Origin of the sequence: Streptosporangium saharense, assembly GCF_014203715.1 — a bacterium.
GTDB lineage: Bacteria > Actinomycetota > Actinomycetes > Streptosporangiales > Streptosporangiaceae > Streptosporangium > Streptosporangium saharense.
This window is the reverse complement of the sequence record NZ_JACHJP010000003.1, coordinates 742,656-761,859: the sequence shown is the minus strand read 5'-3', so window position 1 is coordinate 761,859 and position 19,204 is coordinate 742,656. Positions and strand designations below refer to the sequence as shown.

Here is a 19,204-nt window from a genome sequence, read left to right as displayed (position 1 = left end):
AACGCCTGCTGAGCGCTTCCGACTTGTTGCTCACGTGTCACTCCCGTTCAGCTCGTTGGTGGTGCTCGCCCGCCGTGCGGCCGTGTCCGGCAGGACCATGGTGCCGACGCCCTCGTCGGTGAAGATCTCCAGCAGCACCGAGTGGGGCACCCTGCCGTCGAGCACGTGCGCCTGGGGCACGCCGCCGCGGACCGCGTTCAGGCAGGCCTCCATCTTGGGCACCATGCCGCTGGACAGGCCGGGCAGGAGCTTGGCGAGGTCGGTCGCCGTCAGCCGCCTGATGACCTCGTTCTCGCCGTCGGCGGCGTCGGGGCGCCAGTCGCGGTAGAGGCCCTCGACGTCGGTCAGGACGATCAGCTTGGAGGCGCCGAGCGCCACGGCGAGGGCGGCGGCCGCGGTGTCGGCGTTGACGTTGTAGACGGTGCCGTCCTCGCTGCGCGCGATGGAGGAGACGACGGGGATGCGCCCGTCGTCGAGCAGCGCCCTGACCGCCCCGGCCTCGACCTCGACGATGTCGCCGACCTGGCCGATGTCCACCGTGACGCCGTCCACGACGGCGTGCTTGCGGACCGCGGTGAACAGGTGGGCGTCCTCGCCGGACATGCCGATCGCGAGCGGCCCGTGCCGGTTGATCAGGCCGACGACGTCGCGGTTGACCTGGCCGACCAGGACCATCCTGACGACCTGCATGGCCTCGGGGGTGGTGACCCGCAGGCCCGCGGTGAAGGTGGACTCGATGCCGAGCCGGTCGAGCTGGGCGTTGATCTGGGGGCCGCCGCCGTGCACGATCACCGGCCGGAGACCGGCGTAGCGCAGGAAGACGACGTCGTCGGCGAACTTCTCCCTCAGGTGCTCCTCGGTCATGGCGTTGCCGCCGTACTTGATGACGACGGTCGCGCCCTGGAAACGGGCGAGCCAGGGCAGCGCCTCGATCAGCGTGTGCGCCTTGGCCAGGGCGGCCTGGACCCTGGACGTCATGACGAGTAGGCCGAGTTCTCGTGGACGTAGGCCACGGTGAGGTCGGTGGTGTGGATCGTCGCGGTGTGCGGGCCCGCCGACAGGTCGACGGTGATCGTCACGTCGCGGGGGCGCAGGTCCACCTTGGAGCGGTCGTCGCCCGCGGCGCCGCCACGGCAGATCCACACGCCGTTGATGGCCACGTTGAGCCGCTCCGACTCGAAGACGGCGTCGGTCGTGCCGACCGCGGACAGCACCCGGCCCCAGTTGGGGTCCTCGCCGTAGATGGCGCACTTGAACAGGTTGGAGCGGGAGACGGCGCGGCCGACGACGACGGCGTCCTCCTCGGAGGCCGCGCCGATGACCTCGATGGCGATCGCCTTGGTCGCGCCCTCGGCGTCCACCAGGAGCTGGCGGGCCAGGTCGGCGCAGACGGCCCTGACGACCTGTCCGAACTCGGCGAGGTCGGGGGTGACGCCGGAGGCACCGCTGGCCAGCAGCAGGACGGTGTCGTTGGTGGACATGCAGCCGTCGGCGTCGAGCCGGTCGAAGGTGACCCTGGTCGCCTCGCGCAGCGCGGTCTGGAGCTGCTCGGCGGGCAGGTCGGCGTCGGTGGTGATCACGCAGAGCATGGTGGCCAGGCCGGGAGCGAGCATGCCCGCGCCCTTGGCCATGCCGCCGACCATGTAGCCACCCTCGCCCCTGCGGAAGGAGATCTTGGAGACGGTGTCCGTGGTGCGGATGGCGTCGGCCGCGGCCAGGCCGCCGTCCCTGCTGGCCTGGGAGACCACGGTGGCGACCCCGCCGAGCAGGGCGTCCATCGGCAGCCGCTCACCGATCAGGCCTGTCGAGCAGACCGCGATCTCCCCCGCGGAGTCCTGGAGCTCCTCTGCGACGCGCTCGGCGGTCGCGTGGGTGTCCTGGAAGCCCTGGGCGCCGGTGCAGGCGTTCGCGCCGCCCGAGTTGAGCACGACGGCCCTGACCCTGCCTCCGGCCAGCACCTGCTGGGACCACAGGACCGGCGCCGCCTTGACGCGGTTGCTCGTGAAGACACCGGCCGCGGCGCGGGAGGGGCCGTCGTTGACGACCAGTGCCAGGTCTCGGGCGTCACCGGACTTGATGCCTGCGGCGATGCCCGCTGCCCTGAATCCGAGGGGGGCGGTCACACTCATGGGGCGACTCCGTTGAGAGGAAGGCCGAGTTCTTCTGACAGGCCGAGTGCGAGGTTGGCGCTCTGGATCGCGCCCCCCGCGGTGCCCTTGGTGAGGTTGTCGATGGCGACGACGGCGACGACGCGGCCGACCCGCTCGTCCAGGGTGACCTGGAGGGCGGCGGTGTTGGCGCCGAGGGTCATCGAGGTCGTGGGCCACTGACCCTCGGGCAGCAGCCGCAGGAACGGCTCGTCCTTGGTCGCGGCCTGGTATGCCTCGCGCAGCAGCCCCGGTGTGACGCCGGGCTTGGCGGGCGCCGTGCAGGTGGCGAGGATGCCACGGCTCATGGGGGCGAGCAGCGGGGTGAAGGAGACCTTCACCGGGGCCCCGGCCAGCGGGGAGAGGTTCTGCTCCATCTCGGGGGTGTGCCGGTGGACGCCGCCGACGCCGTAGGCGCCGACCGAGCCCATGACCTCGCTGCCCAGGAGGTTCGGCTTGAGGGACTTGCCCGCCCCGCTCGTGCCGCTGGCGGCGACCACGACCACGTCGGGCTCGGCGAGACCGGCGGCGAAGGCCGGGAACATCGCCAGTGTGACGGCCGTCGGGTAGCACCCGGGGACGGCGATCCTGCGCGTGGTGCGAAGTCCGTCGCGCTGGCCGGGCAGCTCGGGCAGGCCGTACGGCCAGGCACCGGCGTGGGCGCCTCCGTAGAAGTGCTCCCAGGCGGCGGGGTCGGTGAGGCGGAAGTCTGCGCCGCAGTCGACCACCAGGGTGTCCTCGCCGAGCCGTTCGGCGACGGCGGCGGACTGGCCGTGCGGCAGCGCGAGGAAGACCAGGTCGTGGCCGCCAAGGGTCTCGTCGGTCGTCTCCAGGAGCGTGCGGCCGGCCAGCGGGGCCAGGTGCGGCTGGTGGGCGCCCAGGAGGGTGCCCGCGTTCGATCCGGCGGTCACCGCGCCGATCTCGATCTCCGGGTGTGACAGCAGCAGGCGCAGGATCTCGCCTCCGGCGTAACCGCTGGCACCCGCGATTGCCGCTTTCATCCGCCCCCCAAGCACTGCATATTCATGCATCTTTACTCATGAACTTACTAGAAAGATTATGCACGCCAAGGGATCGCCATGCAAGCATCAGACAATCTACCCTTTGGTCCACAAAAGGTGACAAAACCCATGCGTTTCCGGCACGGAGGTTCGCTCCGGTCCCTCCCGGTATCGTGATGTTTCCCGCCCCTTCATCTCTGGGGAGTACGAACGCATGGCCGTCCCTCACGACCAGGTCCTGGCTCGGCTCACCGCCCCGGGGCAGCTCTTCGAGATGGAGGAGGTCCCCGGTCCCTGCGGCCCGGTCAGGACCTGGAAGCACGCCCCGGCCCACTTCCGCGCGCTGCTTGAGGCCACCAGACGCCACGGCGACAGGGTCTTCCTCGTCTACGAGGACGAGCGCGTCACCTACGAGGAGCACTACCTGCGCGCCGCCACCCTGGCCGGGCGCCTGGCCGGGGAGTACGGCGTGGCCCGGGGCGACCGGGTGGCCATCGCCATGCGCAACTACCCCGAATGGGTGATCGCCTTCTCCGCGGCGCTGGCCGCGGGAGGCGTCGCCGTACCCCTCAACGCGTGGTGGAGCGCCAGGGAGCTGGAGTTCGGCCTCGCGGACTCGGGGGCGCGGGTGCTGATCGCCGACGGTGAGCGCGCCGCGGCGCTCGCCGGGACCGGGTGCCCGATGATCGTGGCGCGCGGCGAGGTCCCCGCGGGCGCCCGCGCCTTCGACGAGGTGCTGGGCACCGTCGAGCCGGACGCGACACCGCCACCGGTTCACCTCTCCCCCGAGGACCCCGCGACCATCCTGTACACCTCGGGCACCACCGGCCGTCCGAAGGGCGCGCTCGGCAGCCACCGCAACCTGGGCCAGTCCCCCATGACCGTGGCCTACAACACGACCCGCAGCATGGTCAGGGCGGGCAGGGACCCGGCGCGGAAGGCGGGAAGGCGCCGCGTCACGCTCCTGACCGTCCCCCTGTTCCACGCCACCGGCTGCTTCGCGGTGATGACGACCACCATGTTCGGCGGCGACTGCCTGGTGCTGATGCACCGCTGGGACGCCGGACGCGCGCTCGAACTCATCGAACGGGAACGCGTCACCAACCTCAGCGGCGTGCCGACCAACGTCTGGCAGCTGCTGTCCCACCCGGGCCTGGCCGACGCCGACGTCTCAAGCCTCACCTCCCTCGGGTACGGCGGCGCCCCCGCCCCGCCGAGACTGCTCGAACGCCTCACCGAGCTGCTGCCGAGCCGCTCCCCCACCAACGGGTACGGCATGACGGAGACCACCGCGCTGGCCATCGGCAACAGCGGCCCCGACTATCTGGCCAGGCCCGACAGCGTCGGCCTTCCCATGCCGGTCGTTGACGTGCGCATCACCGGCCCCACGGGTGAGGAGCTGCCGGTCGGCGAGGTCGGCGAGCTGCGCCTGCGCGGCCCGAACGTGATCCTCGGCTACTGGAACAGGCCCCGGGAGACCGAGGAGGCCTTCGCGGACGGCTGGCTGCGCACCGGAGACCTGGCCAGGGTCGACGAGGAGGGCTTCGTCTACGTCGTCGACCGGGCCAAGGACATGGTCATCCGGGGTGGGGAGAACGTCTACTGCGCCGAGGTCGAGGCGGCGCTGTTCGAGCACCCCGCGGTCGAGGACGCCGCGGTGATCGGCATCCCGCACGAGGAGCTGGGCGAGGAGGTCGGCGCGGTCGTACGGCTCGCCTCCCCCGTGGCGGAGGAGGAGCTGCGGACCTTCCTGCGCGAGCGGATCGCGGCCTTCAAGATCCCCGTCCGGTTCTGGGTCCGTGAGGGTGAGCTGCCCCGCAACCCCGGCGGCAAGGTCCTCAAGACGGTCCTGCGCCGGGAGGTCATCGGCTCCTGACCCGCCTCCGACGGGTGAAAAACCGTTTGCGCCGGTGAGGGCCGGTGTCAAAACTAGCTCCTTGTGCCGAAGAATCCTGATCGCTCCTCGGGGAGCCTGCTGCGCAGGATCGGAATGGACCTGGGGCCGCTGCGCGACTCACGGGACTTCCGGCTGCTGTTCGCCTCGGGCGCGATCACGATGTTCGGCACCTTCCTCACCCTGGTCGCGCTCCCGCTGCAGATGAAGCAGCTCACCGACTCCTACGTGGCGGTCGGCCTGGTCAGCGCGGCCGAGTTCGTGCCGATGGTGCTGTGCGGCCTGTGGGGCGGCGCGATCGCCGACGCGCTGGACCGGCGCAAGATCATCCTCTACACGGAGGCCGGGCTCTGCGTCACGGTCGTCGCCCTGACGGTCAACGCGCTGCTGCCCGAGCCGCAGATCTGGGTGCTGTACGTGGTCGGGGCGCTCAGCGCGGGACTGGGCAGCCTGCAGCGGCCCAGCCTGGAGGCGCTGATGCCCCGGGTGGTCAGGCATGACCAGGTCGGCGCCGCCGCCGCGCTCTCCGGCTTCCGCTGGACCCTCGGCGCCATCGTCGGTCCCGCGCTCAGCGGCCTGATCGCCGCCGTGTTCGGCGTCGCGGCGGCCTACGGCCTCGACGTGGTCACCTTCCTGCTCTCCATGGTCCTGCTCTGGATGGTCAGGATGCCCGCGCAGTCCGAGGACGCTCCCCCGGCCTCGATCGCGGCGCTCGTCGAGGGCGTCCGCTACGCCGTACGGCGCCGCGACCTGATGGGCACCTACCTGGTGGACATCGCGGCGATGGTCTTCGCCTCCTGCGCCGCCCTGTATCCCTTCCTCGCCGGTGAACTGGGCTCCCCGCAGGCGATCGGCCTGCTCTTCTCCGCGACCGCCGTCGGCTCGCTGGTCGCCTCCGCCACCTCGGGCTGGACGGCCCGGGTCCACCGGCACGGCCTGGGCGTCATCGTCGCGGCGGCCGTCTGGGGGGTCGCGGTCGCGGCGGCGGCCCTCATGCCGACCGTCTGGGGCGTGTTCGCCTTCCTGGCGCTGGCCGGGGCCGCCGACATGATCAGCGGCATCTTCCGCTCGACCATCTGGAACCAGACCATCCCCGACGAGCTGCGGGGCCGCCTGGCCGGGATCGAACTGCTCTCCTACACCAGCGGCCCGATGCTGGGTAACGCGCGGGCGGGCCTGATGGCCCAGCTCGGTGGCACCCGCTTCTCCATGGGGATCGGCGGGCTGCTGTGCGTCGGCGCGGTCGCGGCGATGGCGGCGCTGCTGCCCGCCTTCCGGCACTACGACGCCCGCACCGACGAGCACGCCGTGCGCGAACGTGCCCGCCGTACGGCAGTCGCCGAGGCTTGATCAGTCCCGCTCGCGCCAGCCGTCGTACTCCTCGGCCAGCTCGTCGAGCCGGGCCACGGCCTCATCCCGCAGCGTGTTATCGGGGTCCTCGACAACCACGAGCCACTGGGCGTCCTCGGCGTCGTCCTCACCGGCCAGCGTCTCGCGCACCACGGAGGGCGTCCCCACCAGGGGGAACTCCTCCCCCACCAGGTCGGCGACCTCCTCGGCGTCCGCGCGCTCGGCGAACACCAGCAGATGCCTCATCCGTCCCTCCCATGGAAAGGCCCCGGCCGCCACGAACCTCCGTGGTGGCCGGGGCCGTACATCCGATCAGGCTCCGCGCAGCCGGGCGCCGGTCCGCTCACCCGCGAGGGCGACGGCGGCGTCACGGGCCGCGGTGGTCTCCTCGACGGTCAGCGTCCGGTCGGCCGCCCTGAACCGCAGGGAGTAGGCCAGGGACTTGCTGCCCTCGCCGACCTGGGCGCCGGTGTAGACGTCGAACAGCCGAATCGACTCCAGCAGCTCGCCCGCCCCCTCGCGCAGCGCCGCCTCGACCTCGGCCACCGGGGTGGCGGCCTCGACGATGAGCGCGACGTCCTGGGTGGCGATCGGGTAGGCGGAGATGGACGAGACCTGCACCGGCCCCGGCGTCAGCTCCTCAAGGCGGGTCAGCTCGATCTCCATCGCGCTGGTGCGCGGCGGCAGGCCGTAGGCCTCGATGACGCGCGGGTGCAGCTCACCGGCGTGGCCGACGAGGACGTCCCCCACGTACAGCGCGGCGCAGCGGCCAGGGTGCCAGGGCTCGTGCCGGTCGGCGCGGACATCGAGGACGACCCCCGCCTCGCGGGCCACCACGCGGGCGGCCTCGACGGCGTCGGCCCAGCTCGCCTGACGGCCCTTGCCCCACCAGCCCGAGCGTTCGGCCTCGCCCGCGAGCACGACCCCGGCCCACAGCGGCTGGGCGGGCAGCGCCGCCTCGATCGAGGCCAGCTCCCCGGCGTCGGGCCTGCGGTCCACGCCGAGCACCGGCGCGGTCGCGGGCGCGCCCTCCGACGGCCGGTAGACCAGTCCCGTCTCGAACAGCGCCACGTCGCCGAAGCCCCGGCCCACGTTGCGGACCAGCGTCTTGAACAGGCCGGGCAGCAGCGTGGTGCGCAGCAGCGGCTCGTCCTCGCTGAGCGGGTTCGCCAGCCGTACGGCCAGGCGACGGGGGTCGTCGGCGGGCAGCTGCAGGTTGTCGAGGTCGCGCTCACCGAAGAACGGGTAGGCGAGGATCTCGACGTGGCCCGAGGCCGCCAGCGCCCTTCCCGTACGGCGACGCAGCCGCTGGCCCGGGGTCAGGCCCGCGCCCGCGGGGGCACCGGGCAGGATCGAGGGCAGTTTGTCGTAGCCCTCGATCCTGATGACCTCCTCGGCGAGGTCGTTGGGGTCGGTCAGGTCGGGCCGCCACGAGGGCGGGGTGACGGTCAGCATGTCGTCGCCGGTGACGGCCAGCTTGGCGGCCAGTTCGTCGGCGGGCTCGACAGAGCCTTCCACGACCGTGCAGCCGACCTGCTCCAGGTTGCGGACCACCGTCTCACGGTCGTAGACGACACCCGCGACTCGGCCGGGGTAGCCGCTCGGGATGGAGATCTGGACCGGCTCGGTCTCGATCGCCGCGTGGGTCACGCCGGGCTGGATCACGCCGCCGCCCAGCTCGGCCAGCAGACTGACCGCGCGCCAGGAGGCGTACAGCGGAAGCTCCCGGTCCACACCCCGCTCGAAGCGCTTGGACGCCTCGCTGACCAGGTTGTGACGGCGGGACATCCGCGCGACGCCGCTGGCCGAGAAGTGCGCCGCCTCGATCACGATGTCGGTCGAGGTGCCGGAGATCTCGGTGTTCAGCCCGCCCATGGTGCCCGCCATCGAGATGGCGCCCGAGCTGTCGGTGATGAGGATGTCCTCGGGGTCGAGCGTGCGCACGGCGTGGTCGAGGGTCTCCAGCTTCTCGCCGGGCTCGGCGCGGCGCACGACGATCTCGCCGTCGAGCCGGGTCGCGTCGAAGGCGTGCAGGGGCTGGCCCAGCTCGAGCATCACGTAGTTGGTGACGTCGACGGCCAGCGAGACCGGCCGCATGCCCGCGCGCGACAGGCGCGTGCGCATCCACAGCGGGCTCGGCGTCGCCGGGTCGAAGCCCTGGATCTCCCGCAGCACGAACCGGTCGCACGCGCTCGCGTCGGCGATCGAGGCCGGGTAGGACGGGGCCGCCTCGGCGGGCGGGGAGACGTCGGCCGGGTCGAGGAAGGCTACCCCGAAGGCCGTGGCCGCCTCTCTGGCCACGCCGCGGATCGACAGCGCGTAGCCGATGTCCGGGGTGATCTCCAGCTCGATCACGTCGTCGCGCAGGCCGAGCAGCTCGGCCACGTCCGCGCCGATGGGCGTGCCCTCGGGCAGCACCATGATGCCGTTGTGCTCGTCGCTCAGCCCGAGCTCGCGCTCGGAGCAGATCATGCCCTCGGACATCCGCCCGTAGGTCTTGCGCGCGCCCACCTCGAAACCGCCGGGCAGCACACCACCGGGCAGCACGACCGGCACCCGGTCGCCGACGACGAAGTTGGTCGCGCCGCAGACGATCTCACGCGGGGCGGCCTCGCCGACCTCGACCTGGCAGTGCCGGATCGGCTTCTTGAAGCCCTGCAGCTCCTCGATGGCGAGCACCTCGCCGACCACGACGCTCTTGACGTCATGGCCGTAGGAGGTGGCGGCCTCCAGCTTGAGACCGGCGGCGGTGAGCCTGTCGGCGATCTCGTGCGCGGTCGCGGCGGGGAGATCGACGTACTCCCGCAGCCATGAAAGCGGGACCTTCATCAGACCTCCATCCCGAACGGAAGCGTGAAACGCACGTCTCCCTCGACCATGTCACGCATGTCCTCGACGTTGTGGCGGAACATCAGCGTGCGCTCGATGCCCATGCCGAAGGCGAACCCGCTGTAGCGGGACGGGTCGACGCCGCAGGCGACCAGCACCCGCGGGTTGACCATCCCGCAGCCGCCCCACTCGATCCAGCCCTCCGACTTGCACGTACGGCAGTGCGGGTTGCCCGGCACCGCGGAGGCGCCCCGGCACACGAAGCACCGCAGGTCCATCTCGGCCGAGGGCTCGGTGAAGGGGAAGTAGTTCGGCCTGAACCTGGTGGTGATGCCTTCGCCGAACATGACCTCGGCGAACCGGTCCAGGGTGCCCTTGAGGTGGGCCATGGTCAGGCCCTCGTCAACGGCGAGCCCCTCGACCTGGTGGAAGACCGGGGTGTGGGTGGCGTCCAGCTCGTCGGTGCGGAACACCTTGCCCGGCGAGATCACATAGACCGGCAGCGTACGGCTCAGCAGCGCCCTGATCTGCACGGGGGAGGTCTGGGTGCGCAGCACCTTGCCCGAGTCGACGGACTCGACGAAGAACGTGTCGTGCTCGGAGCGCGCCGGGTGGTCGGGCGAGATGTTCAGCGCGTCGAAGTTGAACCACTCGCCCTCCAGCTCGGGCCCCTCCGCGACCTCGTAGCCCATGCCGACGAAGGCGTCGGCGATGCGCTCCTGCAGGGTGGTCAGCGGGTGGCGGGCGCCGCGGGCCGTACGGTCCCAGGGCAGGGTGACGTCGACGGTCTCCTCGATGAGGACCCGCTCGTCACGCTCGGCCTCCAGCTGGGCCTGGCGCTCGGTGAGGGCGTCGGCGACGGCCTTGCGCGCGCCGCCGATGCGCTTGCCCGCCTCGGACCTGGCAGCGGGTGGAAGCGCGCCGATCTCGCGGTTGGCCAGGGCGATCGGCGAGCGGTCACCGGCGTGCGCGAGCCGTACCTGCTTGAGTTCGTCGAGGTCGCGCGCCGCCTTGACGGCGTCGAGCGCCTCCGCCTGCATGCGCGCCACCTCGTCGGCGTGCAGCGGGGTCACCTCGACCGGGTCGTAGTTAGACAAGAGAGAGCTCCGAATCCAGGGCTTGAGCGGCCATGAGTCTAGTCGGGGAAGCCCACCGGGCTGGCATCCGCGCTCAGGCGAAGTCAGGAGTGCCGGTGGGCACCATAAATCGGAACTCGGCCCCGCCCTCGGGCCCCCGCTGCACGGAGATGCTGCCGCCGTGGGCCTCGATGAGCCCCTTGACGATGAAGAGACCGAGACCGGTGCCGCCGCGGCGGCGGGCGTTCCCCCGCCAGAACTGCCGGAACACGCGCGTGGCCAGCTCGGGCGGGATGCCCTCTCCCTGGTCACGGACGGACACGGTCACTCCCCACTGGTTCGGTTCGACGACTATTGTCACCGTACCGCGTCCGTGACGCACGGCGTTTTCCATCAGGTTTGCCAGCACCTGGTCGATCTTGTCCTGGTCGAGCCAGGTCTCGGGGAGTTCGCCCAGCACCCGCAGCAGGAAGCGTCCTTCGGGCTCCCCCGCGGCGACCCTGCCGTCGATGATCTTCTGGACCCTGGCCGGGATGTCGACCACCTGGCGGTGGATCTCCAGGCGCCCCGACTCGATGCGGGACACGTCGAGCAACTCGGTGATCAGCCGGGTGACCCGGTCCGCGTCGGCGTTGACCGTCTCCAGCATGACCAGCTTCTGGTCGTCGGTGAAGCGGGTCCACTTGGCGAGCAGGGTCGCGGTGAACCCCTTGACGCTGGTCAGCGGGGAGCGCAGCTCATGGGCGACTGTCGAGACCAGGTCGGCGCGGCTGCGTTCGATCCTGGCCCTGGCGCCCGCGTCGCGCATCGTGATCACCACGCGGACGATCTCGCCGCCCCGCTCGGGCCTGCGCACCAGGCGGGCCGCGACGTGCATCTCCTGGCCGCCGGGGGTGCGCAGCGGCAGTTCGGGCTGGCGGGTGCGGGTCGAGAGACCGCCGTAGGTGTCGAGCCACTTCCACCAGTCGCGCCCGTCGTGGTCGCGGAAGGAGAACACGTCCCGCACGTGACGCCCGACCGCCTGGTCCCCGGCGATCCCGGTCAGGCGGGTCGCCGCCCGGTTGACGCTCAGCACGTGGCCGTCCCGGTCGGTCACCACGAGGCCGTCGGGAAGGTCGTCGACGTCGATCACACAGGCGGAATCAGCGCTCCGCTCGTCGGTGTGTTCGCCGTGCACGACCCCGCCTCCTCGACGCTACAACGCCGACAATAGCGGGTTTCGCGGGTCCTCCGGCAGCCTCGGGACGGGGGGCGTCACCCGCTCAGGGGACGTACACGCTGAGACCGGGCAGAGGCATACAGACACACCGCGGCGGCGGTCGCGAGGTTGAGGCTCTCCGCCCCGCCGTAGATCGGCACCCTGACCACCTCGTCGGCAAGCCCGAGGATCTCCTCCGGCAGTCCCCACGCCTCGTTGCCGAAGATCCAGGCGGCCGGTCCCGAGAGGTCCACGTCGTCGAGCGTCCGCGTCCCCGCGCCGTCGGCGGCGAACACCCGCAGGCCCACCCCCCTGAGCCTGTCCACGGCCTGCGCCACCGGGGCGCCGGTGACGACGGGCAGGTGGAACAGGCTTCCCGCGCTGGCGCGCACGCACTTGCCGTTGTAGGGATCGACGGAGGCGTCGGTGAAGACCACCGCGTCGGCCCCTGCCGCGTCGGCGGTGCGCAGCACGGTCCCGGCGTTGCCGGGGTCACGGACGTGGGCGAGCACGGCGACCAGCCGCGCCTGCTCGGTGACGGCGCTCTCCAGGGAGACGTGCACGAACCGGCACACCGCCAGGATGCCCTGCGGGGTGACGGTCTGGGCCAGCTCGGCCATCACCTCGCCGCTGGCCCGGTGCACGGGCACCCCGGCGGAGACGGCCGTGGCGACCAGGTCGGCGTGCCGGGTCCCGGCCTCGGCTGTGGTGAACAGCTCGGTCACGACGCCGTCGAGCGCCAGCGCCTCACGGACCGCCTGCGGCCCCTCCGCGAGAAAGGACCGGTCCCGGTCCCTGAAGGCCCGTTTGGTCAGCCGCTTGGCCGCCTTGACCCTCGGCGACTTGGTGTTGGTCAGCTCAGATCCCGCCATGCCCGTTCCCCACGAATGTCTCCAAGAATGCGAATGCGGCCCACAGCGTGATCGCTGTGGGCCGCGTGTTCTTCAGCGCGTTCGCCGATGCCGGACTCAGCCGGCGACCGGCGCGTTCACGTCGGCCGGAAGCGCCTTCCTGGCGGCTTCGACCAGGGTCGCGAACGTGGCGGCGTCGTTGACCGCGAGGTCGGCGAGGATCTTACGGTCGACCTCGATGGAGGCCAGCCGCAGTCCCTGGATGAGGCGGTTGTAGGTGATGCCGTTCTGACGGGCAGCGGCATTGATGCGCTGGATCCACAGACGACGGAAGGTGCCCTTGCGGTCCTTGCGGTCGCGGTAGGCGTAGGTCATCGAGTGGAGCATCTGCTCCTTGGCCTTGCGGTACAGCCTGGAGCGCTGCCCCCGGTAACCCTTCGCCCGCTCGAGAACGACCTTGCGCTTCTTCTTGGCGTTGATCGCCCGCTTCACGCGTGCCATGTGTATCTATCTCCCCGGGGGCCGTTACTTAGCGAGCAGCTTCTTGATCTTCTTGGCGTCGGCGTCAGAGAGCACGACCTCGGGCTTGAGACGACGCGTCAGCTTGGAGGACTTCCACTCGTTGTAGTGGGCGCGGTTGGCGCGGCGGCGCTTGATCTTGCCTGAGCCGGTGAGCCGGAACCGCTTCTTCGCACCACTGTGCGTCTTCATCTTCGGCATCTCAGCCGTCTCTCCCTCGATCGTGCCGATGGCCCGGGCCGGTAACCCGAGCCAAGGGCATGCCTGACTGTGAGACCGGACCCGGCCTCGGCTTCGTCTCGCGGCTGCCTGACGGTTCAGGCTATGCGAGTCACTCCTGCGGAGCGGACACCTGGTCGTCGCCCTGCGGGCTGTCCGCGGAATCCTCGTCACGCCGCGCCTTGGCCGCCGCCTTCTCGGCCTTGGCCTCGGCCTTCTTCTTGTGCGGCCCGATAACCATGATCATGTTACGGCCATCCTGCTTGGGCTGGGACTCGACGAAGCCGAGCTCCGTGACGTCCTCCGCCAGTCGCTGCAGGAGCCTGAACCCCAGCTCGGGCCGGGACTGCTCCCGCCCGCGGAACATGATCGTTACCTTGACCTTGTCTCCCGCCTTGAGGAACCGCACCACGTGACCCTTCTTGGTCTCGTAGTCGTGCGGGTCGATCTTCGGCCGGAGCTTGATCTCCTTGATGATCGTGTACGCCTGGTTACGCCGTGCCTCGCGTGCCTTCATCGCGGACTCGTACTTGAACTTGCCGTAGTCCATGAGCTTGCACACGGGCGGGCGAGCCGTGGCCGCGACCTCGACGAGGTCGAGGTCGGATTCCTGAGCCAGCTTCAGAGCATCGCCGATCGAGACGATGCCAACCTGTTCGCCGTTCGGGCCGACGAGGCGGACCTCGGGGACGCGAATACGGTCGTTGATGCGGGGCTCGGCGCTGATGAGGCCTCCTAGGTTGCGATCCGCCGCCGTCCTTGCAGGCGGCTTTGCACATACTCGATCGTGCCGGGGGGTCGCGGAACACAGGCCGTTTTCCAGGTCGGGAAGCGCGAAATGCCCCGCACGTCGCGCATGCGGGGCCACATGGACTCGCCGATCAGCAGACCGCGAGCCCGGCCGGTTACCCGGCTGTGATCCTTGACCTGCCGACCTCTCGGTCGACCAGGTGGGAGGTGAACCTCCGCTTGCGCGTCCAGCAGGCATGCCGGACCGATCGAGTAGTCACTCTACCACAACCCCCGATGCCCACCGAATCATTCCCGGTTCCGTCTCCCCAATATGCCGATGGTCGATATATAAAGACCATATGAGCCAAAGGTCCATGCAGGAACCGACGTTCCTGATCCTCACGGCCCTGGCCGCGGGGCCCCAGCACGGCTACGGAGTGATCACCGACGTCCAGGAGATCTCCGAGGGCCGGGTGCGCCTGCGGGCGGGCACCCTGTACGCCGCCCTCGACCGCCTCCAGTCGGAAGGCCTGATCACCACGGACCGCGAGGAGATCGTTGAGGGCCGGGTGCGGCGCTACTACCGGCTGACCGGCGAGGGCGGCACCCGCCTCGCCACCGAGGCGGAACGGCTGCGCAGGCACGCCGAGGCCGCCTCGGCCCGGCTGCGCGGCCTGCGCCCCAGCCTGGGCGGGGGTACGGCGTGAGCATCCTGGAGGAGCGTTACCGCAGGCTGCTGGCCCTCTACCCGGCCGAGCACCGGGCACGGCACGGGGAGGAGATGCTCGGGGTGATGCTGGCGCGGGCCGGGCGGGAGCGGCGTCATCCCGACCCGCGCGACGCGCTCGACCTGGTCAAGGGCGCCCTGCTGATCCGCGCGCGCCACGCCCTCGGCCCGGGCAGCGGCGGCTCCTGGCGCGACGCGCTGAACGTCGCCGCGATCGTCGCGCCGCTCCACCTGCTGGTCCTGGAGATGAGCACCTGGGCCATGGCGCTGTGGGTCCTCGACGGCACCCAGCCTCTCTTCTACGCCGTCACGCCCCTCGTCTTCGCCCTGCCGCGCCTGCTGATCGTCTGGCTCGCACTGCGCGGCCTTCGATGGGCGGCCGCGGCGTGCGCCTGGACCCTGGTGGCGGCCAGTACGACGCTCTCCGTGGTACTGCTCGACATGAACGCCTATCCGATCGCTCCCTTGGAGCTGGCGTTCTACGCCCTGCCCGGTGTGATCGTCGCGCTGCTGCTGACGCTCGTCCCCGATCCCGCGGCGGGGGCGGAGTTGATCGGTCGCCGTCCACTCCTGCGCTGGACCGCCGTGTCGGTCCTGACGATGAACGGCGTCTCCATCCTCGAACACTTCCTGGCCCCCGAGTACTCGCTCGGCTCTCTGGCCTTGACGACACTGGTGTGCATGGCCTGCGGGGCGGCCAGCCGTACGCCGGTGGGCCGCAGGGCCGTCGCACTACTGGTGCCGCTGCTCCTGGTGGTCTACGGCGGCGTGCCGTGGTTCGGGACGCCGCATGACGAATGGCTCCCCGTTCTCGTGCAGGTCCTGGTGGGGGCCACCGCGTTCGTCGTGGCCAGGAGGGGTTTCCGGCCCTACGGCTCGGGGACGGTCAGCTCCCCGGAGCCGCTCGCCTGACGATCTCGGCCTTGCCCGCCGCGCGCATCGCCTCGACCGGGACGTCGGTCCGGCCGGTCATCATCTCGACCTGCCGGACCGCCTGGTGCAGCAGCATCGGGAAGCCGCCGACCACGATGCCGCCCGCGGCCTCGACGGCCGAGGCCAGCCTGGTCGGCCACGGCGCGTAGACCACGTCGAAGAGCGCGGGCACCCCGGCCAGCCGGCCGGCGAAGCCGTCGGCGGCGCCGGAGGGCAGGGTGGAGACGACCAGGTCGACGTCCAGGACGCTCTCCAGCTCCTCGAAGGTGCGCACCGACAGGGCGGTGCCGAGCCGTTCGGCCACCCGCGCCGTCTCGCCCGCCCTGGCCGGGTCGCGGACCACCAGGGTCGCCTGGGACAGGCCCAGCTCGCGCAGGGCCGCCAGCGTCGAGGCGGCCGTCGCCCCGCCGCCGAGGATCGTGGCGCCGCGCGGCGGCCGGATCCCGGCCTCGGTGAGCGCCGCGACGATGCCGTACACGTCGGTGTTGTCCCCGTGGCGACCGCCCTCGGAGAAGATCACGGTGTTCGCCCCGCCGACCTCGACCGCCAGGTCGGAGACCGTGTCGAGCAGCGGCAGCACGGCGCGCTTGAGCGGCATGGTCAGCGACAGGCCCGCCCAGCCGGGGCCGAGCCCGTCGAGCAGGCCGGGCAGCGCCGCCTCGTCGCACTCGAAGGACTCGTACTTCCAGTCGTACAGGCCGAGGGCCTCGTAGGCGGCCCGGTGCAGGTGGGGCGAGAGCGAGTGGGCGATGGGTGAACCGAGGACCGCCGCCCGCGTCATCCGCCCGCCCTGTTCTTCTCGAACTCCGACTTCAGCTGGAAGAACTCGGCCTCCGTGGAGGCGAACTTGGTGATGCCGCGCTTGGGGTCGGTGGTGACGAACCAGACCCAGTCGCCCTTGGCCGGGTCGAGCGCCGCCTGAATGGCGTGGTCGCCCGGGTTGGCGATGGGACCCGGCGGCAGGCCGAGCCGCGCGTAGGTGTTGTAGGGCGACTTGCTCTGCAGGTCGGCGTTGGTGGCGGAGATGCCGTACTTGTTCAGCCCGTACATCACCGTGCTGTCCATCTCCAGCTTGCGGTTGCCGTCGAGACGGTTGTAGATGACCCTGGCCACCTTGGGCATGTCCTCGACCTTGCCCGACTCGGCCTGGACGATGCTGGCGATCGTCATGATCTCGTGCGGGGTGTGGCCGAGGTTCTTGGCCGCGGAGACCAGCCCGTCCTTGTCGGCGGTCTGGTTGAAGCGGTCGACCATCGCGGTGAGGATGTCCGCCGGGGTCATCTTGGGGGTGATGTCGTAGGTCGCGGGGAAGGCGTAGCCCTCAAGGCGTCCCTTGGCGTAGCCGGGCAGGCCGAGCGCCTTGACATTCTTCGCGGCCTGCTGGAACTCCTTGAGCGGCTTGCCGGTCTCCTTGGCGAGCGTCGCCAGGGTGTCGGACAGGCGCAGGCCCTCCTTCAGCGTCACCCTTTCGAGCAGCCGCAGGGACGGGTCGAGCAGCTTGACGGCCGAGGCGGCGGACATCTGCTTGCGCATCCGGTACTCGCCGGGCTGCAGGGAGGAGCTCTTGCCCGCGTCGGCGACGGCGCCGGTGAACGTCCTGGCGCTCTTGACGACGTCCTGCTTCTCCAGGGTCTGGGCGACGTCGGAGGCGGTCTGGCCGTCCTTGATCTCGATGACGACCTCGCCGCTGCCCTCCCCCGCGTAGTCCTGGGGGGTCGTCACCTCACGCAGCCAGGTGTAGCCGTAGTAACCCCCGGCTCCGAGACCGCCGATCAGGACGATGACCGCGAGCATTGGGGCGAGGAAGCCTCCCCGGTTGCGGCGGCGCCTTCTCCGGCGGCCGCGCCGCCCTGAGGACGCGCGGGAACCACGCCGTGACCCGTCGTCGTCCTCGGCGCCGACCAGAAAGTCCATATCGAGCCCGTTCATAGATGCGCTGGCCAATCTCCCGGCAGGGACAGCCTGGCGTCAAGCGGGTCCGCCAAACCGAGGAGGAGCCCCGGACCGGACATCTCGGACCGCCGTGTGCCGTCGGAGTGGATCGCCGCGCGCGGCGGAACGGGGGGTGTTCCGCCGGACATCAGTGCGTCCCGAGATATCTGTTCAGCTGTTCCCGGTATCTCACAAACTCACTCTCTTTGTCAGTGAATTTCGTGATTCTATGCGCCGGATCCGTGGTGACGAACCAGAACCACCTGCCCTGACCCGGCCGGAGCGCCGCTCTCAGTGCCCTCTCTCCGGGACTGGCGACGGGACCCGGCGGCAGGCCAGGCCTCAGATAGGTGTTGTACGGCGAGCGCACCGTGGTGTCTTTCTCCGAAACCATGAGGCTTCTGCGCCTTTGGGCGTAGAGCACCGTGGTGTCGAGTTGGAGGGGAGTACCGGCTTTGATCCGGTTGTAGATCACTCTAGCGATCTTCGGATAGTCCGAGTATCTCCCACCTTCGGCCTGGACGATGCTGGCCACCGTGACGGCCTCAAGCGGGGTCAGGTCCCTGTCGGCGGCCCGCCGTTCCAGGTCCAGCTCGGCGGCGGCGTCCTTGAAACGTTCCACCATGGCGCCGAGCAGCTCGGCCGGGGTCGTGTCCGGCTCCACCTCGTAGGTCGCCGGAAACAGGAAACCCTCCGGTCCCCCGGCGTACCCGGGCAGGTCCAGCGCCCGGACGTCCCTGGCGGCCTCGGCGAGGTCGGCCCTGCGCATCCCGGTGCCCTCGGCGAGCCGGTCGAGCAGTTCGGGCAGCCGCAGCCCCTCGGGAACGACGACGCGCCGCACCATCCGGGCCTGGGGCGTGGTCAGCAGGTCGAGGGCGGAGGCGGCCGACATGCCCTTGCGCATCCGGTAGTGCCCGGGGAGCAGGCTGCCCGCCTTCTCCCGCTCCTCGGCGACCGTGACGAACGAGCGGGCGCTCGCCACGACCCCCGCGGCGGCCAGGGTCGCGGCGATCTCTCCCGCGCTCGCGCCCTGGGTGATCCGTACGGTGACCGCCCCCGTGCCCGGCCCCTCGAAGTCGGCGGGGGCGAGGTACGGCCTGGCCATGACGTAGCCGCCCGCCCCGAGCAGCGCGACGCCCGCGCCGCAGGCCAGCAGCCAGGTCAGCCGCCCGCTCACCGCCCTGTCCCGCCGCTCGGCCTCTCCTCGCCGGGTCTGACGCCCGGTGACTCGCCGGGTCTGGCGCCCGATGAACCGGCAGAAGGACCGGCCTGTGAACCGGCCGGGGAGCCAGCCGGTGGACCGGCCGCCACGCCCGGCGGCCTGCCGGTCGCCCGTTCGTTGTCCAGGGCGGCCTGGAGCAGCACCACCGCCGCCGCCTGGTCGACCACGCCGCGCTGGTCCCTGGCCCTGACGCCGCTCGCGCGCAGCCCCTGCTGCGCGGTGACCGTGGTGAGCCGCTCGTCGAACAGCCTCACGGGCACGGGGGCGAGGCGCGAGGCGATCCTGGCCGCGAACTCGCGGGCCACCCCCGCCGCCTGTCCCTCACGGCCGGACAGCGAGGTCGGCAGGCCGACGACGATCTCGACCGCCTCGTACTCGGCCGCGATCGCCGCGAGCCGGTCGAGGTCGCCTCTGCCGCGCCGTACGGTCTCGACCGGTGTGGCCAGCAGTCCGGAAGGATCGCTGCGGGCCACGCCGATGCGGACCGAGCCGACGTCGACACCCAGCCGGATGCCAGTTCTCATCATGTTCTCCGCCTCCGCCTCAGAGCCGCGCGCGGCTCACCGGCGTCGGC

At 71.1% G+C, this 19,204-nt stretch carries 18 protein-coding genes and 1 pseudogene; 4 read left to right on the top strand and 15 right to left on the bottom strand.

All coding sequences use genetic code 11. The annotated features are described in order from the left end of the window. Positions 1-30: 30 nt before the first annotated feature. From argB to argC, 3 genes are read right to left on the bottom strand one after another with little or no spacing between them, the layout of a single operon-like run. Positions 31-978: an acetylglutamate kinase gene (gene argB / locus FHS44_RS19490; protein ID WP_184716533.1), complete on the bottom strand. Its 948-nt coding sequence runs from the start codon at positions 976-978 to the stop codon at positions 31-33. Continuing rightward, on the bottom strand, positions 975-2,129 hold the full coding sequence (argJ, locus tag FHS44_RS19485; protein ID WP_184716531.1) for a bifunctional glutamate N-acetyltransferase/amino-acid acetyltransferase ArgJ: 1,155 nt from the start codon (positions 2,127-2,129) through the stop codon (positions 975-977). Before argJ ends, argB begins: the two co-directional genes overlap by 4 nt. Beyond that, positions 2,126-3,148: an N-acetyl-gamma-glutamyl-phosphate reductase gene (argC, locus tag FHS44_RS19480; RefSeq protein WP_184716529.1), complete on the bottom strand. Its 1,023-nt coding sequence runs from the start codon at positions 3,146-3,148 to the stop codon at positions 2,126-2,128. Before argC ends, argJ begins: the two co-directional genes overlap by 4 nt. 214 nt (positions 3,149-3,362) lie before the next feature. On the opposite strand from argC, the gene FHS44_RS19475 reads away from it, so the two are divergent. Together FHS44_RS19475 and FHS44_RS19470 are read left to right on the top strand one after the other, a co-directional pair. Beyond that, on the top strand, positions 3,363-5,024 hold the full coding sequence (locus tag FHS44_RS19475) for a class I adenylate-forming enzyme family protein (protein ID WP_184716527.1): 1,662 nt from the start codon (positions 3,363-3,365) through the stop codon (positions 5,022-5,024). A gap of 63 nt (positions 5,025-5,087) precedes the next feature. Beyond that, a complete protein-coding gene (locus FHS44_RS19470; RefSeq protein WP_312863726.1) occupies positions 5,088-6,392 on the top strand; it encodes an MFS transporter in 1,305 nt (434 codons plus the stop codon). Here the strand turns inward: FHS44_RS19470 and FHS44_RS19465 are convergent, their stop codons facing one another. The 8 genes from FHS44_RS19465 to infC all read right to left on the bottom strand — a co-directional run bounded on the left by FHS44_RS19465 (position 6,393) and on the right by infC (position 13,952). Then, positions 6,393-6,638, bottom strand: coding sequence for a hypothetical protein (locus tag FHS44_RS19465; RefSeq protein ID WP_184716525.1), 246 nt, complete (start codon positions 6,636-6,638; stop codon positions 6,393-6,395). A gap of 66 nt (positions 6,639-6,704) precedes the next feature. After that, the gene (gene pheT, locus FHS44_RS19460) at positions 6,705-9,221 is read right to left on the bottom strand and encodes a phenylalanine--tRNA ligase subunit beta (protein ID WP_184716523.1); all 2,517 of its coding nucleotides are present in this window, start codon (positions 9,219-9,221) and stop codon (positions 6,705-6,707) included. Next, positions 9,221-10,261, bottom strand: a complete 1,041-nt coding sequence (gene pheS / locus FHS44_RS19455) for a phenylalanine--tRNA ligase subunit alpha (protein ID WP_246435735.1) — start codon at positions 10,259-10,261, stop codon at positions 9,221-9,223. Before pheS ends, pheT begins: the two co-directional genes overlap by 1 nt. Before the next feature lie 130 nt (positions 10,262-10,391). After that, positions 10,392-11,474: a sensor histidine kinase gene (locus tag FHS44_RS19450; RefSeq protein ID WP_184716520.1), complete on the bottom strand. Its 1,083-nt coding sequence runs from the start codon at positions 11,472-11,474 to the stop codon at positions 10,392-10,394. 77 nt (positions 11,475-11,551) lie between these two features. Then, entirely contained in the window at positions 11,552-12,367 is an 816-nt protein-coding gene (locus FHS44_RS19445; protein WP_184716518.1) for a TrmH family RNA methyltransferase, read from the bottom strand. Positions 12,368-12,463: 96 nt separating this feature from the next. Continuing rightward, positions 12,464-12,847: a 50S ribosomal protein L20 gene (rplT, locus tag FHS44_RS19440; protein WP_184716516.1), complete on the bottom strand. Its 384-nt coding sequence runs from the start codon at positions 12,845-12,847 to the stop codon at positions 12,464-12,466. Positions 12,848-12,871: 24 nt separating this feature from the next. After that, the gene (gene rpmI / locus FHS44_RS19435; RefSeq protein ID WP_184716514.1) at positions 12,872-13,066 is read right to left on the bottom strand and encodes a 50S ribosomal protein L35; all 195 of its coding nucleotides are present in this window, start codon (positions 13,064-13,066) and stop codon (positions 12,872-12,874) included. Between the two features lie 130 nt (positions 13,067-13,196). Continuing rightward, complete coding sequence (gene infC / locus FHS44_RS19430) at positions 13,197-13,952, bottom strand: translation initiation factor IF-3 (protein WP_312863725.1); 756 nt, start codon at positions 13,950-13,952, stop codon at positions 13,197-13,199. Positions 13,953-14,175: 223 nt separating this feature from the next. Here infC and FHS44_RS19425 point away from each other — a divergent pair, with 223 nt between their 5' ends. After that, the gene (locus tag FHS44_RS19425) at positions 14,176-14,523 is read left to right on the top strand and encodes a PadR family transcriptional regulator (protein WP_246435625.1); all 348 of its coding nucleotides are present in this window, start codon (positions 14,176-14,178) and stop codon (positions 14,521-14,523) included. Next, positions 14,520-15,455: a hypothetical protein gene (locus tag FHS44_RS19420; protein WP_184716512.1), complete on the top strand. Its 936-nt coding sequence runs from the start codon at positions 14,520-14,522 to the stop codon at positions 15,453-15,455. Before FHS44_RS19425 ends, FHS44_RS19420 begins: the two co-directional genes overlap by 4 nt. Here FHS44_RS19420 and FHS44_RS19415 read toward each other — a convergent pair. From FHS44_RS19415 to ruvX, 4 genes and pseudogenes are all read right to left on the bottom strand, one after another. Continuing rightward, complete coding sequence (locus FHS44_RS19415) at positions 15,430-16,257, bottom strand: shikimate dehydrogenase (protein ID WP_184716511.1); 828 nt, start codon at positions 16,255-16,257, stop codon at positions 15,430-15,432. The genes FHS44_RS19420 and FHS44_RS19415 overlap by 26 nt on opposite strands. Beyond that, positions 16,254-17,390: an endolytic transglycosylase MltG gene (gene mltG / locus FHS44_RS19410; RefSeq protein ID WP_246435624.1), complete on the bottom strand. Its 1,137-nt coding sequence runs from the start codon at positions 17,388-17,390 to the stop codon at positions 16,254-16,256. Before mltG (FHS44_RS19410) ends, FHS44_RS19415 begins: the two co-directional genes overlap by 4 nt. A gap of 166 nt (positions 17,391-17,556) precedes the next feature. Further along, positions 17,557-18,585 (bottom strand): endolytic transglycosylase MltG, encoded by a 1,029-nt coding sequence (gene mltG / locus FHS44_RS19405; RefSeq protein WP_312863724.1) that lies wholly within the window; start codon positions 18,583-18,585, stop codon positions 17,557-17,559. 134 nt (positions 18,586-18,719) lie between these two features. Further along, positions 18,720-19,154: pseudogene (ruvX, locus tag FHS44_RS19400) on the bottom strand (Holliday junction resolvase RuvX); the annotation flags it as partial. Between the last annotated feature and the right edge of the window lie 50 nt (positions 19,155-19,204).